This is a genomic window from Myroides profundi (assembly GCF_000833025.1).
GTDB classification, from domain to species: domain Bacteria; phylum Bacteroidota; class Bacteroidia; order Flavobacteriales; family Flavobacteriaceae; genus Flavobacterium; species Flavobacterium profundi_A.
Map to the genome: position 1 here is coordinate 2,487,167 of NZ_CP010817.1, position 21,763 is coordinate 2,508,929.

Sequence of the window (21,763 nt, forward strand, 5' to 3'; positions counted from 1 at the left end):
TAGTACTACAACCATATTATGGTATGCTAAAAACACTAATGTAGGCCTATCGGGTATCATTACTTTTCGTTTATATGTCTATTGTATAATCTGGGTTTGATCTTGTCTATGGTATTCTTCTTTTAAAAAGAATATACTATAGGGTAAAGTTAGTTATTTACCTGCTATTGACAATAGGTATTTTTTATTTATAAATTTTATGTGTGGTATGGATATGATGCAAGGTATTGCCTCTTCTGTCAAACGAATATGCTTTGTCGGGCGTATAATAACCGCATGGATTATAAATCCGGGCGAACGGGCAATCATCGTAATTCGTAATTTCTAATTCGTAATTCCCCACTCGTTTTCTTCTTCTAATATCACTTTATAGATTAGGTAGGCTTCTTGGTATTGATTTCTACGGGTTAAGAACTTAGCTTCCTCTAATAGTTTTTCTCTTTCTGTATGTACTCTAGCGCGGTAATTTGTTGCTTTTTGGCTAATGGTTCTATCTTGAACGTAAAAGCCTGCTACATTTACAGTAAGTTCTTCTCTTACATAGATATATTCAAATTCGCTTAGATACGTTGTTGCTAAAGAATATTTCTTCTCTTCAAGATACCCGTTGACCTTATCTAATAACACATAAGGATATGATGCGTGATAAGCTGTAGCTAGATCATACGGCCTGTAAGTATTACTGTATTTCTCTGTTCTAAAGATAAGGTGATTCGGGAATAGGTCTTCTCTCTGCGTGTATACTTTAGTCAAATAGTTTGCAAACTTTTTGGCTAGTTCTTTGGGTAAATCTGATACTCTTTTTTGTACCTTACTTTTGCTATAAGGAAGTGAACAGGTTCCTAATATATCCGATTGGCAATAGTAATCGAAGTGGTACATATAGCGTTTTCCGTTGTAAAGAACGATATAAGTAAGGGGCATTTGACTACCAAAATAGGGTCTACAGTAAAAAACAGGAATAAAAACTGCCTGAATATCGTCGTGTTCTTCAAACCAAATTCCCTCGTCATAAAACATCAGCATTTGGTTATCTGGAAGGCGTTCTCCATAGTTTACACTTACTTTATTCTCTTCGTTAATCAGCTCTATAGAGATAATAGATTCGTATCCATTTTTAGCAAAAATCCCCTTGCTATCATAGTTATTACAGGTCGCTCCTACTTTTATATATAGGCTATTCTCTCCATTGAGGTCACGCCAAAGTTTCACTACACTCACCTGATCCTCATCCACTTGCTGCCCCCATACCAGAGAGCTCATCAATACACAACAACAAATAATCCAACGTCTTACTAAGTCGTTATGCTGCTGTACTATTGTTAACCAAGATTTTGTTTTCATTCAAGTGATTTCTACTGATTCTATATGTTCTTCCAAATTTACTATTCTTCCTCAATATTGCTAACGACTTTTTGCTAAAAAGTGCATTTTCTTTCTTAAACTAACATCTTATTTGAATTGTTATTTCTCTAATTCGAAATAAATACTTCATTATTCGATTATTAGTTATACCTTTGTACCTGTATTATTAGTTAATAGATTTCTGCCTTAGTTATTCTAAAATTAAATAGTTTTAAAAAACCTCGTTTAATTTTACTTCCTTGGTCTTTACTTTATTTAACTCTTGATTCTTTTACAATTTTAATAGAAAGTAAAAGATGTTTCCCTGCTTATGCTCTTAGAAGCTTTATTGCAAAAACAAAAGACCACTTACCTACGAAATATGAGTTTCTGATGCATAATAGAAAACAAATTCACTAGGATAGATAATACCAAAAAGACTTTAAGACCCAATAGTTTTAAAGCATATAAAGATAAAAGAATAAGTACAGGCAATAATAAATGAACTTTAAAGATTTAGCATTAACACAAGAGATACAAACAGCATTAACTAAAATAGGTTATTCTACAGCTACTGAAATACAGCAAAAAGCAATCCCTCCTATTCTGGAAGGAACGGATGTAATCGGTACTGCTCAAACAGGTACAGGTAAAACTGCTGCTTTTGCTATTCCTATTTTACAAAAACTGCACTCTACTCCTAAATCTACAAAAGGTATAAGAGCCTTAATTTTAGTTCCTACAAGAGAATTAGCAATACAGGTAAAAGATAGTTTTTTAGACTATAGTACTGAGCTTCCTCTTAAAACAGTAACTTTATTCGGTGGTGTACCTCTTCCACCTCAAGTAAGAGCGTTAAAACAACATCCCGAAATTATCGTGGCTACTCCTGGTCGACTATTGGATCTAATCAATCAAAAAATAGTAAAGCTTTCTAATCTTGAGATATTAGTACTAGATGAGGCTGATCAGATGCTTGATATGGGATTCATACACGATCTTAAAAAAATTCTTAAATTTGTTCCTACTAAAAGACAATCTCTGTTCTTCTCAGCTACAATGCCTAAAGAAATAGAGCAATTCGCTAGAACAATCGTCTACAAACCTGTAAAAATAGAAGTAGCTGCACAAGTAATCACAGCAACAACTATCGAACAGCAAGTGTACTATACAGAGAAGAAAGATAAGAAAGCGTTATTACACACTATCTTAAAGGAGAATACGGAGTCTACTCTTGTATTTACAAGAACGAAATACGAGGCTAATAACCTGGTAAAATACCTTCAAAAGGTCAATATGGTGGCGATGGCTATCCATGGGAATAAATCTCAAAGTGCTCGTGTTAAAGCATTAGATGATTTTAAAAATAAGAAAATCAATATCCTTATTGCAACAGATATTGCTGCAAGAGGAATAGATATAAGCAAACTTCCCTTTGTGATCAACTATGATATACCAGACAAACCAGAGACTTACGTTCATCGTATCGGTCGTACTGGACGAGCTGGAGTACAAGGGGTTGCCATGTGTTTTTGCACACCTGAACAACGAAAAGAGTTGAAGGATATTCAGCGATTTACAGGGATCAAAATGCAGGTAAAACAAGAAATTTAATATTAACTTAAAAACGCAATAAATATGGCTGATTCTTTTTCGAAAAAAGAGAAAAATAAAAAGAAAGCACAGAAAAGACAAGAGAAAGCATTAAAGAGAGAGGATCGTAAAGTAAACAACAACAAGGGTAAAGATCTTGAAGATATGTTGGTTTATGTAGACTACAATGGTAATCTAACAGACGTTCCGCCAGAAGAGCAAGACATCGAAGCAGCTAAAAGGGAACTTGAAGAGCGCTTAGCGGCAGCTTCTGCTCCAGATACTGAATGCACTGGAGTAGTGACTTATTTTAGCAGTAAAGGTTTCGGGTTTATAACTGAAGATGATTCAAAAGAAAACATCTTTGTACACAGTAGTCAGTCTAATCAGCCATTACAGCAAGGTGATAAAGTTACCTTCAAAAAAGAAAGAACTCCAAGAGGCCTAAGTGCCGTTGAAGTAAATAAAATTTAAATACTTAATATTATGCAAGAAGGAACAGTAAAATTCTTCAACGAAACTAAAGGTTTCGGTTTCATTACTCCAAACGATGGAGGACAAGACATTTTCGTACACACAACTGGTTTAAACGAGAGAGTTCGTGAGAACGATGCAGTAGTTTATGAAGTTGAAAAAGGTAAAAAAGGATTAAACGCTGTTAACGTAAGAAGAGCTTAATTCTTTTTTAATAGGTACGAATATTTTAATGTTCCTACTTATTAGATAAACTAAAAAAAGGCTAAACAAAATATTCTGTTTAGCCTTTTTTATTTATACATCGCACGGATTACAAATCCGCGGGAACTGGTATAGGTTGTTGGACATATACGATACGCTTCTACATACTCTGCACGGATTGCAAATCCGCGCAAACTGATGCCGTAGACAAACGTAATTCCTAATTTTTAATTCTTAATGAAGTAAAGCGTCTACGTGTATTCTAAGCAAATAACTGCTTTTTTTAATTCTTTATTATAAAACAGGTATACACTATCTGCTCCATACTGCTGGAAAAGATATCCCGTAAAACGCCCTATATAAGTAAAGATATTCCCTTCTGCGTCATAAGGTAGATTTGTAAGATTTGTAGAGTCTTCAAATTGCATTGCTTCTTCAAAGCTAATTTCACATTCCTCTAAACAATCTTTATCTTCTTTACTCTGAAATTGGATATCGTCTAGGATACCTGCTATCTCAGGATATTGAATGTACTCTAGGTTATCTTCTACTCCTTTTTCTAGACTTTCCATCGTTTCGATTTTAGTCGAGTAGTTGCCTATTGTCATCGGATATATCTTACCATGCTTGTGATAATACGCTTTAGCAAGCTCATAAGTCTTCGTATTTAGCTTATACGCTCCTATTACACTATCATAATCAGATTCGCTAGCTTCCTTTTCAAAACGATCTAGAAGATTTTCTACAAGTCCTTGATCTGAGTCTGGTGTTATAAAAAATGTGTGTTTACTCTTTAGCTTATTTCTAAAATCAGGAGATGTGGTTAATTCAAATTGTACTAACCAAGTATCTAAATCCTCTACTGTCTGAATATTAACTCTATTGGCTCTGTATTTTACTACCATTTCTTGATTTTGAGGAATAGTCCCCTCTTGAATCATCTTTTCGTAAACAAAATAATTCCAATCCCCTGTAAAACAGTACTTATCTCCTATCACATCAAAACCTATCATATCTTCCTTACAATACTCTGAATGATACTCCTTGGTTTCTTGTCCTACACATCCATCGTAAATCTCTTTTACAGATACAAAGTGTAACCATTGATCTTGATCTGGGTATATACATTTTAAATTAATAGAACAAATCGGTAAAAAATGTTTGCTGTACTGTGACAGATCTCCTTGAAATACTTGATCATACTCGGGAAAATACTTTATTAATTGAGGTTCTACTATCATGGTGACCTATTTATGTTTTAGATTGTTTTACTTTAAAAATTACTTCTGTACCTAAGTTTATTTTAGAAAACACATGGAGTTCTGAGGCTAATGTTAATGCTCTTTCTTTCATATTCTGAATACCTATTCCTCCTCTAGGAACCTTCATATCAAAACCGATTCCATTATCCTTTATTCGAACAGTTATTCCTTCTTTATCCCCTACAAAGCTTATGGTACAAAGTGAAGCTTTTGAATATTTATTAACATTGTGAATAGCCTCTCTAATAATAAAATAAGTATGGACTTTCTCCATAGCGGTTAACTCTTCTAAATAGTCAGAATCACTACATTCTAAATTAAATATAGTATCCCATTTATTTTTTTGAAGTGATGCTAGATCTTCAATCAAACTTATAAATTTAGTTTCGCCAAACAATTCATTATTTATCAACGAGTGTGACAGTCCTCTGGTTGATTTCTCTAAATATTCTAATTCAGTAATCAAAGTATTCTTTAGACTTTCATTTTCTGTTTGTAACTGTTGAAGATTAAAACGAATTGTAAAAATATTATTAACTATTCCATCGTGAAGATCTTTAGCAATTCTATTTGTAACTGATTGCTTCACTTCAGTGGCGATTGTACTTTTCTCTAAGATCAATTGATAAATACTTTCATTCGCTTCTTTTTGTTCTGTTATGAAGTTTAATTCTCTATTTTTATTTCTCAGTCTATAAATAAATACTCCAGCAGAAAGTCCTAAAATAATAATTAGACTAGTCACTACAACCAACAAAACCGCATTTCTAAGTTCATTATTTTCGGTTACCACCTTCTCTGTTTCATACGCTATTCTAGCGAAACGATTACGAGTTGTATAATCTTGTTCTTCTAAAGCCTTATTAAGCTCAATAATTTGCTTTACTTGATTTTTGTTCTCGTATTCTTGATGTGATAGCAAAAACTCTAATGCTGTACGCTGAGCAACCTTAATGTCTCTATCCTTTGAAAGTTGATAAGATTTTTCTGCCCATTCAAAGGCTTTAACACTATCGCGAATAGCAATATACAATCCTGCTGCACTCATAGCCTGCTCATTTGCAGCAAAATAATTACTAATTTCTAATGAGCGAGCGTAGGTATCCTCTATCTTGGTTATAAAACTTCTTTCTTTAGCTCCGATTTCCTTGTTGTGTGTTACCGCAAGCATCAAATCAGATTTAGCCATATTAGCCTCTAAAAAATCTAATATAATTGGAGTTGTTTCTGCCCACTTATAAACCAATCCTGCTGCTGCATAATCATATGCCTCCTTATAATCTTTTCTAAAATAAGCCAATTCAGAAAGATTATAATACAACATCATTAAAGCTTCTGACAGTTTACGACGATCTAGTATTTTATTCTTATTAAACTCCTTTTTCATCAAGGCCAATGCTGTAAGCAAATAACTCTTAGCCGATGCAAAATCTTGACGTTCAAGCAAACACAATGCCATCATCTGATTCGCTTCAAAAGGTATTGGGTTAAGAGGATATCTCTCTAGAACACGCAAAGCATTAGCTACCTTAACCTCGCTTTCCATAACCAATCCTTTTTCGAATAGCAATCGAGCCTGATAGAACTCCATTTCACCTATTTTCATCGAATCACCTAATTCTTTATAGACATTCTCTGCTTTGATATAATAGTAATAAGTACTATCCATAATACCTAAGTCGTGATAGTACATTCCAATGTCATTATAGATATTAGCAAGCATATACTCATCCGATTTGGCTTCTGCAAAACGAATAGCCTTTCTAGTCAGTTTTAAAAATGAAATAGAATCACGCGTCCATCTAAGCTCACTTAACACACTATCTATGATAATTCTATTATCAGCAGTATTCTTTAAGCTAAGTGCCCTATCTACTGCTGGTTTAAGCACCTGTGCTAAGCTATCTTTATAATCGTTGTCATACCATACTGCATATAGTTGATCATAATCAGTCTTACTCACAATTTTAGACCGATTACAATTCACTAATAACAATGCAAATACAACAAATAGAAAATTAATTTGGCGAAGTTTTTTCATATCAGTTTGTATAAATACATCACAAATGTAAACAATGAAATTTGAAATTTTACCATTGTTTACGTAATGCGAACTTATTTTTTATAAAATTCACCAATTACAGACATCATATTATAACACTAATTATTAGATAGTTGCGATCTAGCACAATCCAAGCCTACCTAACTGAGTAGGTTCTATTTTTAGAAAATGTGATAAACCTGAGGAAACAAGAATATTTACAATGAAGTATATATATAAAAATACTCCCTAATCAGAATTGGAAGCCTGACTAGGGAGCGAGTCATCAAATAACAGATTTTGATAACGGTGCAATATTACTACCTTTTGAGTAAATATGCAATATTTTTAATACTATTTTTTATAAAAATTGATATAAAACAGCTAATAAACCAATAGAAAACTCATTAACAGACACTTATATTATAATTTGCAAAAATCAAGATAGGGTATATACCAAAAAAATGCTCCCTAATCAGAATTGGAAGCCTGACTAGGGAGCGAGTCATCAAATAACAGATTTTGATAACAGTGCAATATTACTACTTTTCCAGTAAATACAAGCAATTAAGCGCATTTTTTTTTCAAAAAAACATCACTTATATAAAACACTTATAACGAATGTTTTAAAAACAAAAAAGAGCTTTAACCCAAAGACTAAAGCTCTTTTTTATGTAACAGGATTCCCTTTTCACTATTTATTTAGGCTTAAAACATCAAACACATGCTTATTATGATGTAAACCCTAACTGTATTAAGCTATCTTGTTGGACTAATTCTCCACTACTCTTATACACACTAGTAGTATCTGTAGCCTTGTCTAATACTTCATAGAAGTCAAGTTTACCTTCTTTGTAAAAATAAAAGTATTCATCCTCTTCTCCGATACAAGTCTTATCTGTCAATACACCATCTTGATAAGTTAAAGAACATCTATACCCTTTATCTATAAAGAACTCTTCTGTTAACACCCCTTTATTATTAAAAAACTGTGTACGCTCATTTAAGATGTCTTTTATCTTCTGTATATTTCCATTTCGATAATAAACTTTATGAGATTGATTAATATTGTCCTCTATACTCTCTAAAGATTCATCATCATAATAACTATAAAAAACAGTGTTATAATCTAATTCTAAATCAAAATGGATGACTTGTTTACTCACTAATTTACCTAACTCAAATCCTTCTACAGTAAAGATTCTATCTTCTAAAGAAAATCTAGAGGTAACTACATCTTCTTCTTTTACAGAACCTTCGACAGCTACACCTTTTACAAAAGTTAAATCGAAAACACTTCCATTTGCCTTACTTTTAAGTTCACATTCTCCATCTAGCAAACCAAATTCTCCTACACAGAACTCTCCATGAAAAAAACTATTATCAATAATATACCCTCCTTTATCTAAAACTATTTGTTCTGTTTGGATTGCTTTTTCGTAATAGTCACAAAGTTCCTGTTGAGTATAGTTTTTACACTCTTCTGAATGAAGTCTTTGGTAGAGATCATAGTTAATTAAACGTTGAACTATAATTTCTGCCCCACAGTACACTTCATCTATATCGAAGAAGTATGACTGATCTAAAGTTATATATTTTTGTAAATTTTTATTCATATTGATAATAAAACAATAAAATTAACAAATTGTTTTATGTCGTCTTTTTTTTGATTTACTCACCCTTACTACCATATTCTCTATCTATTCACAGGTAAAAAGACAGAACAAAGACGACTAATATATTAACAAAACTAAAACATTTTATTCAATAAATAACATTTAAACATGATAATTATCAAAAAATACGATTATTTTTTTTACCTACTCTACTTATTTTAATTCTACTCGAATATTTATTTCTATCTTTTAACAGAGTCTATCCTATTTTTTATAGATTATATCCCCTTTATTTAACCTAATTTCACTAGTTCTTTTTACCTCCATTTACTTTCTTATCTAATCTATTCCACATAGCAAAAAGAAGAACTACTAAAATAGCATAACTCGTTAACCAATAAAGAACAGGAGACTGAAGAAAGAAATAAAACAATACTGCGATTAAAAATACTAAAGGATATAACATCACAAATACACAGAATGTTTTAGAAACAATACTATTCCAATAATACATCCCTTTTAGTTCTTTTGGCCTTGGCGAGGCCAAAGACATCAAAGAGGGAACAAACATCACTAAACTCCCTAAAAACACAAGGCTAACTATAACCCACAATACAATTTCCATACAAACAGTCCTTTTATGACACAAACTTACAAGAACAAGATGGATGATACCAATTCTCTAAGGTAAATTATTTAGTTATTTCTATTACAAGGGGATTCTACTAAAATAAAAAAGCTCCCTTTTCAGGGAGCTTCTTAGGCTAATACTGTTGTTTTAGATTCAACAGTGGGGATCGGTCGAAAAAAAAATTGATTTGTTGAACATTATTATTAATAATAGTTATCACAGACAAGAGCTTACTTAAAGCTCTATAACGATAAACTCACTACGTCTATTTAACTGATGTTCCTCTACGCTACATGGTACTCCATTACTACATTTATTCTGTAGCTGTGTCTCCCCATATCCTTCTCCTGTAATTCTACTTCTCTCAATGCCTTGATTCACCATCCACTCTACTGTAGACTTCGCTCTGCGATCTGATAACTTAAGATTGTAGTCATCATTTCCTCTACTGTCAGTATGTGAGCGAACATCTATCTTCATCGTTGGGTATTCTTTTAATACCTCTACTACTTTGATTAGTTCTGCTGCTGCATCTGGGCGAATATTAGATTTGTCAAAGTCGAAGTAAATAGGATTTAGCTTAAGTTTCTTAAATAAGTCATCGTTCACTGTCACTGGTTCTAAAGTCTTCTCTAGTCCGATATCTACTCGTTTTACTCCTTGTTGGCGTTCTACGATAAATACAACTTCCACTGTATTATACTCTTCTTTCTCAGCTTTAATACGGTATTTCCCTCCACAATCTAATAAATTAGACAGATAATATCCTTTTGCATCTGTGATAATTGTATCCGTCTGCTGATAAAGAGCATCTGATAGAATCACTCTAGCATTAACTAATGGCTCTTTAGTCACCTTGTCATACACTATCCCTTCTAAAGCTTGCTTACAAGGTTTTTCTTTAAAGAAATAGATATCATCTCCTCCACTAGCCCCTGGCCTATTAGAACTTACAAAGCCCTTGTGAGACTTACTATCGATATACAAACCAAAATCGTCAAATGGACTGTTAATAGGCGTTCCCATATTAGCAACCTGACCAATGCTTCCATCTACATTAATCTTAGCTACAAACATATCCAATCCTCCTAATCCAGGATGGCCATCTGATGCAAAAAACAAGAAGTAGTCCTCTGATATAAATGGAAAGGTTTCTCTACCTGCTGTATTTACTTTAGCACCGATATTCTCTGCATTGCCATATTCACCCGTAGGATAAATAGCTACTCTAAAGATATCTGATTGCCCCAATGTTCCTTTTCTGTCTGAAGAAAAATAAAGCCACTTACCATCCGGTGTCAAACTAGGATGGGCTGTATTGAAATAATCCGAGTTAAACGGAAGCTCCAATACTTGTCCCCACAAGCCATCCTCACCTTTAGTGGCTTTATATATTTTTAATAAAGATGATTTGTCCTTATTGTTTCTTCTCTTTCCCTTTTCACTAGAGTTATTTCTAGTAAAGTACATCGTATTACCATCCTTTGTAAAGACAGCTGTTGCATCATTTACTCTAGAACTTATCTCTTTAGCGAATTGCTTAGGTTCTGAGAAAGTCCCATCAACGTTAATCGTACTACTGTACAAGGCTGTAAAACTCTCATTAGTCCACTCATGGATAGCCTTATCTACTTCTTGATTACGAGCTGATGTAAAAATTAATTCATTGCCTAATATAGTAGCTCCATAATCCGAGAATTCTGTATTAATACTCAAAGCTTTAAGATCATATACATCCTTCTTATCCTCTATCTTTTGCAAATAGTCTTTATTCTCTTGAAAAAGTTGTGCTCGAGAATCATTAGCTTCCAATCTGGAAAACTCTTCCATCTTTTGCTTAGACTTGTCATAACTCTCAACAGATTTAAGCGTCTGTGCATAACGATAGTAATATTCTGATGGAATTGGCTCTTTTCCTTTATCGTCATACTCTCCATCGAATAGTGTTTCATACCACTTATTAGCCTCAGGTAACTTTCCATTAAAATAATATGCATCCGCTAGCTTCTTTAGCATATCTGCGTTAGTATACCCCTTGTTTGCAATGCGCTCGTAGATCTTGATTGCATCTACATAAGCCTGAGTTTGATATTCTTTATTTGCTTTCTTTTCTGCTACTTTCTGTCCATAAGTACTAATACCTACGAAAAGCAACATTGTCAATAAGCTTATTTTCAGTAGCTTTTTTTTCATAGTTTCTCTTTCTTTATAGCTAGTTTTCCTTAGAAAAATCGCGGTGCATTAATTGTACTACGACGGTTAAATAATTCGAATCTTAAGAAGATTTCGTGTGATCCTGAGTTATAACGTTGAAGCGCAGTAGTCTCAAAGTCATAAGAATATCCTACAAATAGATTTTCATTGACCTGAAATCCTGCCAAGGCGCTCACTGAAGCATCCCAACGATAAGCAGCTCCTAAAGTAAACTTGTCATACATCAAAAAGTTAGCTGTTAAATCAACTTGTAATGGTGCTCCACTTACCGCCTTAACTAAAGCGGCTGGCTTAATTAATAAGTTCTCACTCACATCGAATACATATCCTCCCATTAAGTAGAAGTGCATCTTCTGACGCATAGTCGTGATATCATTATCATCATAGCGATCTGTAGTCAAGAAGTTCGGAACTGATAACCCTACATACGCTTTATCTGAATACATATAAAGTCCTGCTCCAATATTAGGATTAAACTTATTATTAATATTCTCTTGACTTACAGGGTCTGTTGGGTTGTGAATATTAAGCTTTGTATAATCAACACTTAATAAATTAGCTGTTCCTTTAAGTCCAAAAGCTAATTTGTAATTCTCATTTAAGTCTATTGCATAAGCTAAATCTACAGAGATATTATTCTCATCCATCGCTCCAATGCGATCATTGGTAAAGTTCACTCCTAGTCCTAATCCACTTTCTCCAAGAGGCGTAGACACAGACACATTTGCTGTCTTAGGTGCTCCATCTACCCCTACCCACTGTGTTCTATACATCCCAAACACATTAAGTGTCCCACGACTACCTGCATAAGCAGGGTTAATCATATTAGTATTATACATATATTGGGTATACTGCGGATCTTGCTGAGCTTGCATAGTTTGGAAGCAGCCTATTAGCAATAGACTGATTCCAATTTTCTTTATATTTTTCTGAATACTCATAACTCTTCTTACTTATTACTTTCTAAATGTAGATACCCCGATTTCTTAATCATACGTGAACCATGCTTATCTTTATACTCATAAGTAACAATATAAAAGTATGCTCCTGTTGGTAATTTCTCATTTTTACTAATGGTTACTCGTCCTTCTGAATATCCTCTAAACACATTACCTACACTGTCATAATTATGTGTATCAAACACCTTCACTCCCCAACGGTTATAGATTTCTACTGTATTATTAGGGAACCTATTGATATTATCTATGATGAAGTAATCATTCTTACCGTCTCCATCAGGCGTCACAAGATTGTAAATAACGATATCACCATCTAAGATTAAATCTGTCTTAACAGTCGCTAACGTAAAGAATCCGTAGCCCTTAACACTCGTAGGTGTAGTGATCTCTTTCTTCTCTAGATCCACTACTCCTCCTTCATCTACCCAAAGTTGTTGTTTAGCATCCCAACGCACAATGTGTAATTCTTTCTCTGGATTAACCAATAACTCTTTTGGTGTAGTACGCTCATCCCAACTCAGTGTCAGCATGATGTCTCCTTTACTATTATCTCTTCCTTTATCTACTGTCCAATACTCGCGTTCATCTAGTAAGTTAATCACTCCTGACTTCGCATTGCGAGCTGTAAAGAAATTCTTATCATCTAAGTTGTACTTCCCTTGATAAGCATCCTTTACATGCTCAGGAGCAGTGATTCTAGCATAGCGGTATAGTCCTCTATCTCCTTTTGGATATTGAAACTCCTCATTACCTATCTTCTCTACATAACCTTCTGCGTGACTTTTATCTGTAGGATGTAAAGCCTTGGCTCCTTGATGAAACGTTAGCATTCCTTTTAAAGAATCAACCTTAATAATACCGTCTTTAAAATCTACTGATCCGCGTACATTCGCTTCGTTTTTAAGGTCAAAAGCTACAACTGGCTCTGCATTATCTAAGACTACATTATAAAAGTCAGTAGGTTTACTTCCCGATATAAGCTGTTGCCCTGTTTGATCTTCGTATTTAGTGAAGACAGCTACAGATTTTGTAGCATTATCTTTGTGATAATATAGGTTTTCATTTTTAAAGTTGTTGTAGTAATAGGCTGAACCGTTATTCTCTACTATTCCTTTTTCTGTATTAGTAAAGTCATAAATAGTAGATAATAATCCTCCCTCTGCAATAGAGAATTTTCCTTGGTTAACTAAAACCTGATCTTTCTTCTCTTTTTGAGCGATACTAGGTAAGCTTATCAAAAGCCCACCTAGTATTATTATTTTCTTTTTCATACTACTTTTTTCTTTTTATTGTTTTACTAGTAGTGGTAGGGTTAGTGATAATCAAAGGTTTTTTACAGTTATCTTGATCAGTAATTACCTCTACTGTACTAGCTGATATACAGTCTCCTGTTGTTATCGTCCATGTAAACTTATATGTTCCTGTTGCATCTAATCCTGCTACAATAGTTCTAGAATTAGTATCATCACTAAATGTTGGTGTCATTCCGACTGGTGCTGACTCCACAGTCCATTTCCCTTGGCCAGCACCTGGATCATTTCCTACTAAAACAGTACGGGCTCTACAGAAAAGATCATCTTGGTTACTACCTGCATTTGATCCCACCTGTTCTGAAACGATTACTTTAAAAGTAGTTTCTCTAGAGGCTCCTGAACAAGCATATTCTTGTGCCACAAGCCAATCTACATGACTTCCATAACCTATCGCTTTAATCTTAAAGACATATTCTCCAGGTTTGTTTAAATTATCTATAACTGTAGAAGTACTTTTAAGTGTTCTTTGATTCCATATATCTCTTTCAAATTGAGGTTCAGCTGAACCATTAGGTTTTGAAACTACTTCTAACTCATAGTTTCCATAAAAACCTTGGAAATAAGTTTTATTAATTACTTCTTGAAAAGGTGTAGGTAATATAACATTTGCTTTAACAGTTCCTGTTCCAGGATAACATACTATTATATCTTCAACTTTTAAATCTGAGCGATTACCATCTGATACATGAATATAATAACTAACAGAAATATAACACCCTCCATTACTTATATTTATACTAATGGGATAGGTTCCTGCTTTCCAACCTCCCACAGGTGGAGTAACAGTAAAATATCTAACTTTTTTACCTGCCTCAAACATTTGCACATTAGGTACAACACCTCCAGGTGTATTCCCACTACTAGCAGATGCAGTTGTTATTGTTGTTAACGGATCGTCTTTTTCGTTAAGTGAAAAATATACATTAATGGGGCTACTATCTCCTACTTTTCCACAAAGAAGCTCTCCTCCTGTTCCTCCTCCAGCATAATTCATATACTGTTCAGGATGATCTGCTAGTACAAAATTAATTTCACCTGGTTTTACACCTGTTTTGTTAAAAGTAATTATAGGTGTAGTGTATTCTCCAATAGCATTTTTTACTGTTAAGGTAAATTTATATACTCCTACATTATCCATTCTGAAATATACTCTACTTATATCTAACAACTTAAAATCAAATACACCTGTTCCTGGTTTTTGTATCGTATTTAAAGTTATAGTTGTACCAGATGTAGGGCTACCAGCAGCATTAGGTTTATCTGTTGCAAAAGCAGGAGAATTAGCAAGCAAATCAAAGAACATAGTGTCATCAACAATATTCTCTCCACAACTTGAGATTTGTTCAGGAACAATTATATGTGGATTAGGAATAAAACGCACTATTACCTCCTTTTCTATTACACAAAACGGATTGTGTATAGAAGTAATTTTTAAAATCAATTTATACGCTGGATCAGCATCGTGATTTGATTTTTTAATTAAACTAAAGGTAGGATTAGCAATGTTCTTATTACTAATACTTGTATTGATATCTGTAGTAGTTGAATATTTCTCATATTGTAAAATATTAACAGCTCTCCATTCACCAGTAAATCCTTCAGGTATTACCCCATTTAGTTGAACTGTTCCTGTTGTAGCAGGTACGTTCAAAATATTACTACCTGCACTGAATGATGACACATCCCCTGAAGAGGTAATCGTAACTTTAGAAGGTGCTGTAATACTACCTCCTGCATTAACCTTCGTTAATTTAAAAACATAAGGTCCTGGTTTATTCATTCCAGTAACAGTAGGAGTTAGGATATTTGGATTACTAATTATTGGATCTGTCGCTCCAGCTGGTTTACTTTCTATAGACCATGTTATCCCTTTAGTATCTCCTGCATCTGTACTCCCTTCTAAAGTATATTCTGTACCACAAATAGTTCTATTTCCTCCAGCATTTACAGATTGTGCATACCCTACCACCGTACTTACTAATGTAAATACTAGGATATATAGGTATTTATTTATATTTCTTATATAATTCATAAACTTATCATGATTAATTAAGTAACTCTTCGTTACAATTACTTAGCTATATACCTAGACTTGCCCAATAAAAGACAAGCCTAGATAAAATAGTTTATTAATTATCGTTTCTTACAGCGAATACAATATTCATAAATGTACCTACTGTTACGTCTGCACCTGGTTGTAATTCGTAGTTTAATATTCCACTATCACTTACTGTTACAACTTTAAATACTGAAGTATCATACCATGTTATATGGTAATCTAACTCAGACGCTGGCAATACTGGTAAAGTTGTATTCTTACCTGTATTAGACGTTTTTGGAGTTCCAAACTGCATCGTATAACGTCCATATAAATCAATCTTACCAAGTAAAGTAGTATCACTAAAAGTATCACTTGCTAAATGACCTGATCCAGGAGCATTTAATTGCTCTTGACTCGTAGGAATAACAATAGAAGGCATATAGAAGAACTTCGGCATGGCTGCTTTTAATCCTTTAATAATATCTCCATTATTATCAACAGCCATTAGATGTTGAGTTTGTTCATTCTGAACATTTTTCTTATCTAATCCTTTTAATGCTAAAGTATTTGCGCTTGTTGTTACAATCTCAGTAGCCTTTAATAGAGTACCTCCTAACTGTACATTACTTCCTGTTTTAGTCAATCCATTATCTGCAGTTACACCTAAAGTAGATTTATCCTCCCATTTTGGTTTTCCAGTAGCATCAGTTACTAATACCTGATTATTTCCACCATTTGCCATATCTATTGGTTGGATTGTACCATCTTTAATTTTACCAGATGTAATAGACTCGTCTTTTACTCTAAGACTTGTTTCTACTAATACAGCTCTAGTACCACCTTCTGTCACTTCTATTGTTGGTTCTGAATCAGCAGCTTTAAGATTTTTAGCATTTAATACATTCGTTACATCTATACTAGGGGTTCCTGCTACCCATTCTGTTCCATTATACACTAACGCTTGACCATTAGTAGTTGGAGCATCCTGATTCACAGATTTTCCTTTTAACGATGTCAGTTTATTAGTATTTGCTGGTCCTGTTACATCCCCTACTAAGATTAGTTTAGATTCATCTGCATTTACTACATATGGGCTACCTTCTGTACCTGCTCCAGTAATTGTAATAGCGTGACCTTGTATAGTTTTTCCACCGATACCGTCTTTTCCGTCTGCTCCATCTTCTCCTTTAGGTCCCAAGATATTTGTCCATGTATTTGTTGTTGGATCATAAACCCACACTCCTGAATCATTGTGTACAATAGTTACGCCTTCGCCTGGCCCTCCTGCTTCACCTGGTTTACCTGGTTCTCCTGTCTGACCTGGTTGTGACTCTGACTTGAAGCCTGTATCTCCTTTGTCTCCTTTAGGCCCTAAGATATTTGTCCATGTATTTGTTGTTGGATCATAAACCCACACTCCTGAATCATTGTGTACAATAGTTACGCCTTCACCTGGTCCTCCTGCTTCACCTGGTTTCCCTGGTTCTCCTGTCTGACCTGGTTGTGACTCTGACTTGAAGCCTGTATCTCCTTTGTCTCCTTTAGGCCCTAAGATATTTGTCCATGTATTTGTTGTTGAATCATAAACCCACACTCCTGAATCATTGTGTACAATAGTTACTCCTTCACCTGGTCCTCCTGCTTCACCTGGTTTCCCTGGTTCTCCTGTCTGACCTGGTTTTGACTCTGACTTGAAGCCTGCCCTAAAATATTTGTCCATGTATTTGTTGTTGGGTCATAAACCCATACTCCTGAATCATTGTGTACAATAGTTACGCCTTCGCCTGGGCCGCCAGCTTCACCTGGTTTACCTGGTTCGCCTGTCTTACCTGGTTGTGACTCGGACTTGAAGCCTGCCCTAAAATATTTGTCCATGTATTTGTTGTTGGGTCATAAACCCATACTCCTGAATCATTGTGTACAATAGTTACGCCTTCGCCTGGGCCGCCAGCTTCACCTGGTTTACCTGGTTCGCCTGTCTTACCTGGTTGTGACTCGGACTTGAAGCCTGCCCTAAGATATTTGTCCATGTATTTGTTGTTGGGTCATAAACCCATACTCCTGAATCATTGTGTACAATAGTTACGCCTTCGCCTGGGCCGCCAGCTTCACCTGGTTTACCTGGTTCGCCTGTCTTACCTGGTTGTGACTCGGACTTGAAGCCCTCCTGCTTCACCTGGTTTACCTGGTTCTCCTGTCTGACCTGGCTGTGACTCTGACTTGAAGCCTGTATCTCCTTTGTCTCCTTTGTCTCCTTTTTCTCCTTTAGGACCTAAGATATTTGTCCACGTATTTGTTGTTGGATCATAAACCCATACTCCCGAATCATTGTGTACAATAGTTACGCCTTCGCCTGGTCCTCCTGCTTCACCTGGTTTCCCTGGTTCTCCTGTCTTACCTGGCTGTGACTCTGACTTGAAGCCTGTATCTCCTTTGTCTCCTTTAGGTCCTAAAATATTTGTCCACGTATTTGTTGTTGGATCATAAACCCATACTCCTGAATCATTGTGTACAATAGTCACTCCTTCGCCTGGGCCGCCAGCTCTTTAGGTCCTAAAATATTTGTCCACGTATTTGCTGGTCCTGTTACATCCCCTACTAAGATTAGTTTAGATTCATCTGCATTTACTACATATGGGCTTCCTTCTGTACCTGCTCCAGTAATTGTAATAGCGTGACCTTGTATAGTTTTTCCACCGATACCGTCTTTTCCGTCTGCTCCATCTTCTCCTTTAGGTCCCAAGATATTTGTCCATGTATTTGTTGGTGGATCATAAACCCACACTCCTGAATCATTGTGTACAATAGTCACTCCTTCGCCTGGGCCGCCAGCTCTTTAGGTCCTAAAATATTTGTCCACGTATTTGCTGGTCCTGTTACATCCCCTACTAAGATTAGTTTAGATTCATCTGCATTTACTACATATGGGCTTCCTTCTGTACCTGCTCCAGTAATTGTAATAGCGTGACCTTGTATAGTTTTTCCACCGATACCGTCTTTTCCGTCTGCTCCATCTTCTCCTTTAGGTCCCAAGATATTTGTCCATGTATTTGTTGGTGGATCATAAACCCACACTCCTGAATCATTGTGTACAATAGTCACTCCTTCGCCTGGGCCGCCAGCTCTTTAGGTCCTAAAATATTTGTCCACGTATTTGCTGGTCCTGTTACATCCCCTACTAAGATTAGTTTAGATTCATCTGCATTTACTACATATGGGCTTCCTTCTGTACCTGCTCCAGTAATTGTAATAGCGTGACCTTGTATAGTTTTTCCACCGATACCGTCTTTTCCGTCTGCTCCATCTTCTCCTTTAGGTCCCAAGATATTTGTCCATGTATTTGTTGGTGGATCATAAACCCACACTCCTGAATCATTGTGTACAATAGTCACTCCTTCGCCTGGGCCGCCAGCTCTTTAGGTCCTAAAATATTTGTCCACGTATTTGCTGGTCCTGTTACATCCCCTACTAAGATTAGTTTAGATTCATCTGCATTTACTACATATGGGCTTCCTTCTGTACCTGCTCCAGTAATTGTAATAGCGTGACCTTGTATAGTTTTTCCACCGATACCGTCTTTTCCGTCTGCTCCATCTTCTCCTTTAGGTCCCAAGATATTTGTCCATGTATTTGTTGGTGGATCATAAACCCACACTCCTGAATCATTGTGTACAATAGTCACTCCTTCGCCTGGGCCGCCAGCTCTTTAGGTCCTAAAATATTTGTCCACGTATTTGCTGGTCCTGTTACATCCCCTACTAAGATTAGTTTAGATTCATCTGCATTTACTACATATGGGCTTCCTTCTGTACCTGCTCCAGTAATTGTAATAGCGTGACCTTGTATAGTTTTTCCACCGATACCGTCTTTTCCGTCTGCTCCATCTTCTCCTTTAGGTCCCAAGATATTTGTCCATGTATTTGTTGGTGGATCATAAACCCACACTCCTGAATCATTGTGTACAATAGTCACTCCTTCGCCTGGGCCGCCAGCTCTTTAGGTCCTAAAATATTTGTCCAAGTATTTGTTGTTGGATCATAAACCCATACTCCTGAATCATTGTGTACAATAGTCACTCCTTCGCCTGGGCCGCCAGCTCTTTAGGTCCTAAAATATTTGTCCACGTATTTGTTGTTGGATCATAAACCCATACTCCTGAATCATTGTGTACAATAGTTACTCCTTCGCCTGGTCCTCCAGCTTCACCTGGTTTACCTGGTTCTCCTGTCTTACCTGGTTGTGACTCGGACTTGAAGCCTGTATCTCCTTTGTCACCATCTTTCCCATCTGCTCCTTTAGGTCCTAAGATATTTGTCCAAGTATTGGTTGTTGGATCATAAACCCATACTCCTGAATCATTGTGAACAATAGTCACTCCTTCACCTGGGCCGCCAGCTTCGCCTGGTTTACCTGGTTCGCCTGTCTTACCTGGTTGTGACTCGGACTTGAAGCCTGTATCTCCTTTTTCTCCTTTAGGACCTAAGATATTTGTCCACGTATTTGTTGTTGGGTCATATACCCATACTCCTGAATCATTGTGTACAATAGTTACGCCTTCGCCTGGTCCTCCTGCTTCACCTGGTTTACCTGGTTCGCCTGTCTTACCTGGTTGTGACTCGGACTTGAAGCCTGTATCTCCTTTGTCACCTTTTTCTCCTTTAGGACCTAAGATATTTGTCCATGTATTTGTTGTTGGATCATAAACCCATACTCCCGAATCATTGTGTACAATAGTTACGCCTTCACCTGGTCCTCCTGCTTCACCTGGTTTCCCTGGTTCTCCTGTCTGACCTGGTTGTGACTCTGACTTGAAGCCTGTATCTCCTTTGTCTCCCTTGTCTCCTTTTATAGCTGCTATAAAAGCTTCTCCATCCTTTCCATCATTACCAGGTAAACTTTGCCAAATTTCTAAAGCAGACTTCCCATCAGCTCCTTTGTCTCCTTTAGGTCCCTTTGTTAAATCAATAGTAACAGCATCTCCTTTTTCATTTGTATATGTAAATGTTCCATTTCCATTATCTACCAATGTAGTAACCGTTTCATTTCCTTTAACGATATCGTTAAACGTGATATTCTTTACTTCTCCTTCTTTTGTTACATAAGTAAATGAATTTCCATCATAATAAACATTCCCACCTACATAACTGTTGTTAATTACTTCATACAGTTCTTTCTTAACTATTTCATTGTTAATAATCTCCTTGAAGTTTTTGATTACGCTCTTAGGAAGTTTAATTCTATACCCTTTATTTAGAATAGGATTTCCTTTTCTGTCAATTGCATCCTCGTTATAGAAAATATAATCTCCAGAAGTTTCATCATACTCTATCTTAGTAACTTTCTCTTTTATTTCTACTTTTTCACCATTATCGCCTATGTAGTATAATTTATCACCTTCATAAACAACATTACCTTTAGTTGTATTAACGATATTAGTAATCTCTTCAACAATATTTTTATTATTGAAAATCTCTTGGTAATTATTAATTACAGCATCAGGAATATCTGCAACAGTAGTTAATCGATTCCATTTATCGATATACCAATAATAATATCCTGGTTTCAAATCATTCTTAACAGTAGCAGTATTGTACACAAGCATGCTATTAATTCCATTTTTAGGAAATTCGCTAATTGTAACAACATCTTTACTGTCTTTTAATGCAATACGTGGAATCAATAACCCCCTATTGGTTGATTCAATAGTTAACTCTGCCGATTTGTTTGGAGTTAAAGTTCCAATCCCTACTTGTGCATTAGCAGCAAAACTACTTACTAATAAAGCAGCTACAGATAGTACTCTTTTTTTCATATATTTCTCTACAATTTATTTTAACCTAACAATACTTGATTTATATTACTACATCCTATTCCGTAAATAGTACTAAAGAATAGAAATACAATTAACTCCCTGTTCAGAAATTATTGACAAGCAAATATATTTGCACCAATTGTTAATAATTGTATCAGAAATCGACTAAAATGATTAAATGAAACGTATTGATACGTAGTTTAACGAATGAAACAAAAACACAACACACTACAAATCAATAAAGTAAATACAAAACTAG

At 35.3% G+C, this 21,763-nt stretch carries 22 protein-coding genes; 3 read left to right on the forward strand and 19 right to left on the reverse strand.

Annotated features, from left to right (window positions below; genetic code table 11):
- Positions 1–324 precede the first annotated feature (324 nt).
- Complete coding sequence (locus MPR_RS10880; protein ID WP_041892535.1) at positions 325–1,344, reverse strand: hypothetical protein; 1,020 nt, start codon at positions 1,342–1,344, stop codon at positions 325–327.
- Between the two features lie 501 nt (positions 1,345–1,845).
- Between MPR_RS10880 and MPR_RS10885 the strand changes: the two genes are divergently transcribed.
- From MPR_RS10885 to MPR_RS10895, 3 genes are read left to right on the forward strand one after another with little or no spacing between them, the layout of a single operon-like run.
- On the forward strand, positions 1,846–2,958 hold the full coding sequence (locus MPR_RS10885) for a DEAD/DEAH box helicase (RefSeq protein WP_041892538.1): 1,113 nt from the start codon (positions 1,846–1,848) through the stop codon (positions 2,956–2,958).
- A 24-nt stretch (positions 2,959–2,982) separates the two neighbouring features.
- A complete protein-coding gene (locus MPR_RS10890; RefSeq protein ID WP_006258141.1) occupies positions 2,983–3,411 on the forward strand; it encodes a cold-shock protein in 429 nt (142 codons plus the stop codon).
- A 12-nt stretch (positions 3,412–3,423) separates the two neighbouring features.
- Positions 3,424–3,615 (forward strand): cold-shock protein, encoded by a 192-nt coding sequence (locus MPR_RS10895; RefSeq protein ID WP_006258143.1) that lies wholly within the window; start codon positions 3,424–3,426, stop codon positions 3,613–3,615.
- Between the two features lie 251 nt (positions 3,616–3,866).
- Here MPR_RS10895 and MPR_RS10900 read toward each other — a convergent pair whose 3' ends face one another.
- From MPR_RS10900 to MPR_RS10980, 18 genes are all read right to left on the reverse strand, one after another.
- Positions 3,867–4,856, reverse strand: coding sequence for a hypothetical protein (locus MPR_RS10900; protein ID WP_041892543.1), 990 nt, complete (start codon positions 4,854–4,856; stop codon positions 3,867–3,869).
- A 10-nt stretch (positions 4,857–4,866) separates the two neighbouring features.
- The gene (locus tag MPR_RS10905) at positions 4,867–6,918 is read right to left on the reverse strand and encodes a sensor histidine kinase (protein ID WP_041892545.1); all 2,052 of its coding nucleotides are present in this window, start codon (positions 6,916–6,918) and stop codon (positions 4,867–4,869) included.
- 731 nt (positions 6,919–7,649) lie between these two features.
- A complete protein-coding gene (locus MPR_RS10910; RefSeq protein ID WP_041892547.1) occupies positions 7,650–8,534 on the reverse strand; it encodes a hypothetical protein in 885 nt (294 codons plus the stop codon).
- 307 nt (positions 8,535–8,841) lie between these two features.
- On the reverse strand, positions 8,842–9,159 hold the full coding sequence (locus MPR_RS10915) for a hypothetical protein (protein ID WP_041892549.1): 318 nt from the start codon (positions 9,157–9,159) through the stop codon (positions 8,842–8,844).
- Between the two features lie 240 nt (positions 9,160–9,399).
- On the reverse strand, positions 9,400–11,358 hold the full coding sequence (locus tag MPR_RS10920; RefSeq protein WP_041892551.1) for an OmpA family protein: 1,959 nt from the start codon (positions 11,356–11,358) through the stop codon (positions 9,400–9,402).
- A gap of 29 nt (positions 11,359–11,387) precedes the next feature.
- A complete protein-coding gene (locus tag MPR_RS10925; protein WP_041892553.1) occupies positions 11,388–12,320 on the reverse strand; it encodes a PorP/SprF family type IX secretion system membrane protein in 933 nt (310 codons plus the stop codon).
- Between the two features lie 8 nt (positions 12,321–12,328).
- Positions 12,329–13,609 (reverse strand): T9SS type B sorting domain-containing protein, encoded by a 1,281-nt coding sequence (locus MPR_RS10930; RefSeq protein ID WP_041892555.1) that lies wholly within the window; start codon positions 13,607–13,609, stop codon positions 12,329–12,331.
- 1 nt (position 13,610) lies between these two features.
- The gene (locus MPR_RS10935) at positions 13,611–15,683 is read right to left on the reverse strand and encodes a hypothetical protein (RefSeq protein WP_041892557.1); all 2,073 of its coding nucleotides are present in this window, start codon (positions 15,681–15,683) and stop codon (positions 13,611–13,613) included.
- 97 nt (positions 15,684–15,780) lie between these two features.
- Positions 15,781–17,412, reverse strand: a complete 1,632-nt coding sequence (locus MPR_RS18180; RefSeq protein ID WP_052472723.1) for a hypothetical protein — start codon at positions 17,410–17,412, stop codon at positions 15,781–15,783.
- Positions 17,413–17,464: 52 nt separating this feature from the next.
- Positions 17,465–17,722, reverse strand: a complete 258-nt coding sequence (locus tag MPR_RS18675; RefSeq protein ID WP_041892560.1) for a kelch repeat-containing protein — start codon at positions 17,720–17,722, stop codon at positions 17,465–17,467.
- A 105-nt stretch (positions 17,723–17,827) separates the two neighbouring features.
- Complete coding sequence (locus tag MPR_RS10950; protein ID WP_041892562.1) at positions 17,828–18,214, reverse strand: hypothetical protein; 387 nt, start codon at positions 18,212–18,214, stop codon at positions 17,828–17,830.
- On the reverse strand, positions 18,211–18,504 hold the full coding sequence (locus tag MPR_RS10955) for a hypothetical protein (protein WP_041892564.1): 294 nt from the start codon (positions 18,502–18,504) through the stop codon (positions 18,211–18,213). The genes MPR_RS10950 and MPR_RS10955 overlap by 4 nt, the downstream gene beginning before the upstream one ends.
- Entirely contained in the window at positions 18,501–18,794 is a 294-nt protein-coding gene (locus MPR_RS10960) for a hypothetical protein (protein WP_041892564.1), read from the reverse strand. Before MPR_RS10960 ends, MPR_RS10955 begins: the two co-directional genes overlap by 4 nt.
- Positions 18,791–19,084: a hypothetical protein gene (locus tag MPR_RS10965; RefSeq protein ID WP_041892564.1), complete on the reverse strand. Its 294-nt coding sequence runs from the start codon at positions 19,082–19,084 to the stop codon at positions 18,791–18,793. The genes MPR_RS10960 and MPR_RS10965 overlap by 4 nt, the downstream gene beginning before the upstream one ends.
- Complete coding sequence (locus MPR_RS10970; protein WP_041892564.1) at positions 19,081–19,374, reverse strand: hypothetical protein; 294 nt, start codon at positions 19,372–19,374, stop codon at positions 19,081–19,083. Before MPR_RS10970 ends, MPR_RS10965 begins: the two co-directional genes overlap by 4 nt.
- Positions 19,371–19,664 carry a hypothetical protein gene (locus tag MPR_RS10975; RefSeq protein WP_041892564.1) on the reverse strand — a complete coding sequence of 98 codons (294 nt, stop codon included), beginning with the start codon at positions 19,662–19,664 and terminating at the stop codon, positions 19,371–19,373. The genes MPR_RS10970 and MPR_RS10975 overlap by 4 nt, the downstream gene beginning before the upstream one ends.
- Complete coding sequence (locus MPR_RS19065; RefSeq protein WP_144405026.1) at positions 19,661–19,768, reverse strand: hypothetical protein; 108 nt, start codon at positions 19,766–19,768, stop codon at positions 19,661–19,663. Before MPR_RS19065 ends, MPR_RS10975 begins: the two co-directional genes overlap by 4 nt.
- Complete coding sequence (locus MPR_RS10980; RefSeq protein ID WP_041892566.1) at positions 19,765–21,504, reverse strand: phage tail-like protein; 1,740 nt, start codon at positions 21,502–21,504, stop codon at positions 19,765–19,767. The genes MPR_RS19065 and MPR_RS10980 overlap by 4 nt, the downstream gene beginning before the upstream one ends.
- Between the last annotated feature and the right edge of the window lie 259 nt (positions 21,505–21,763).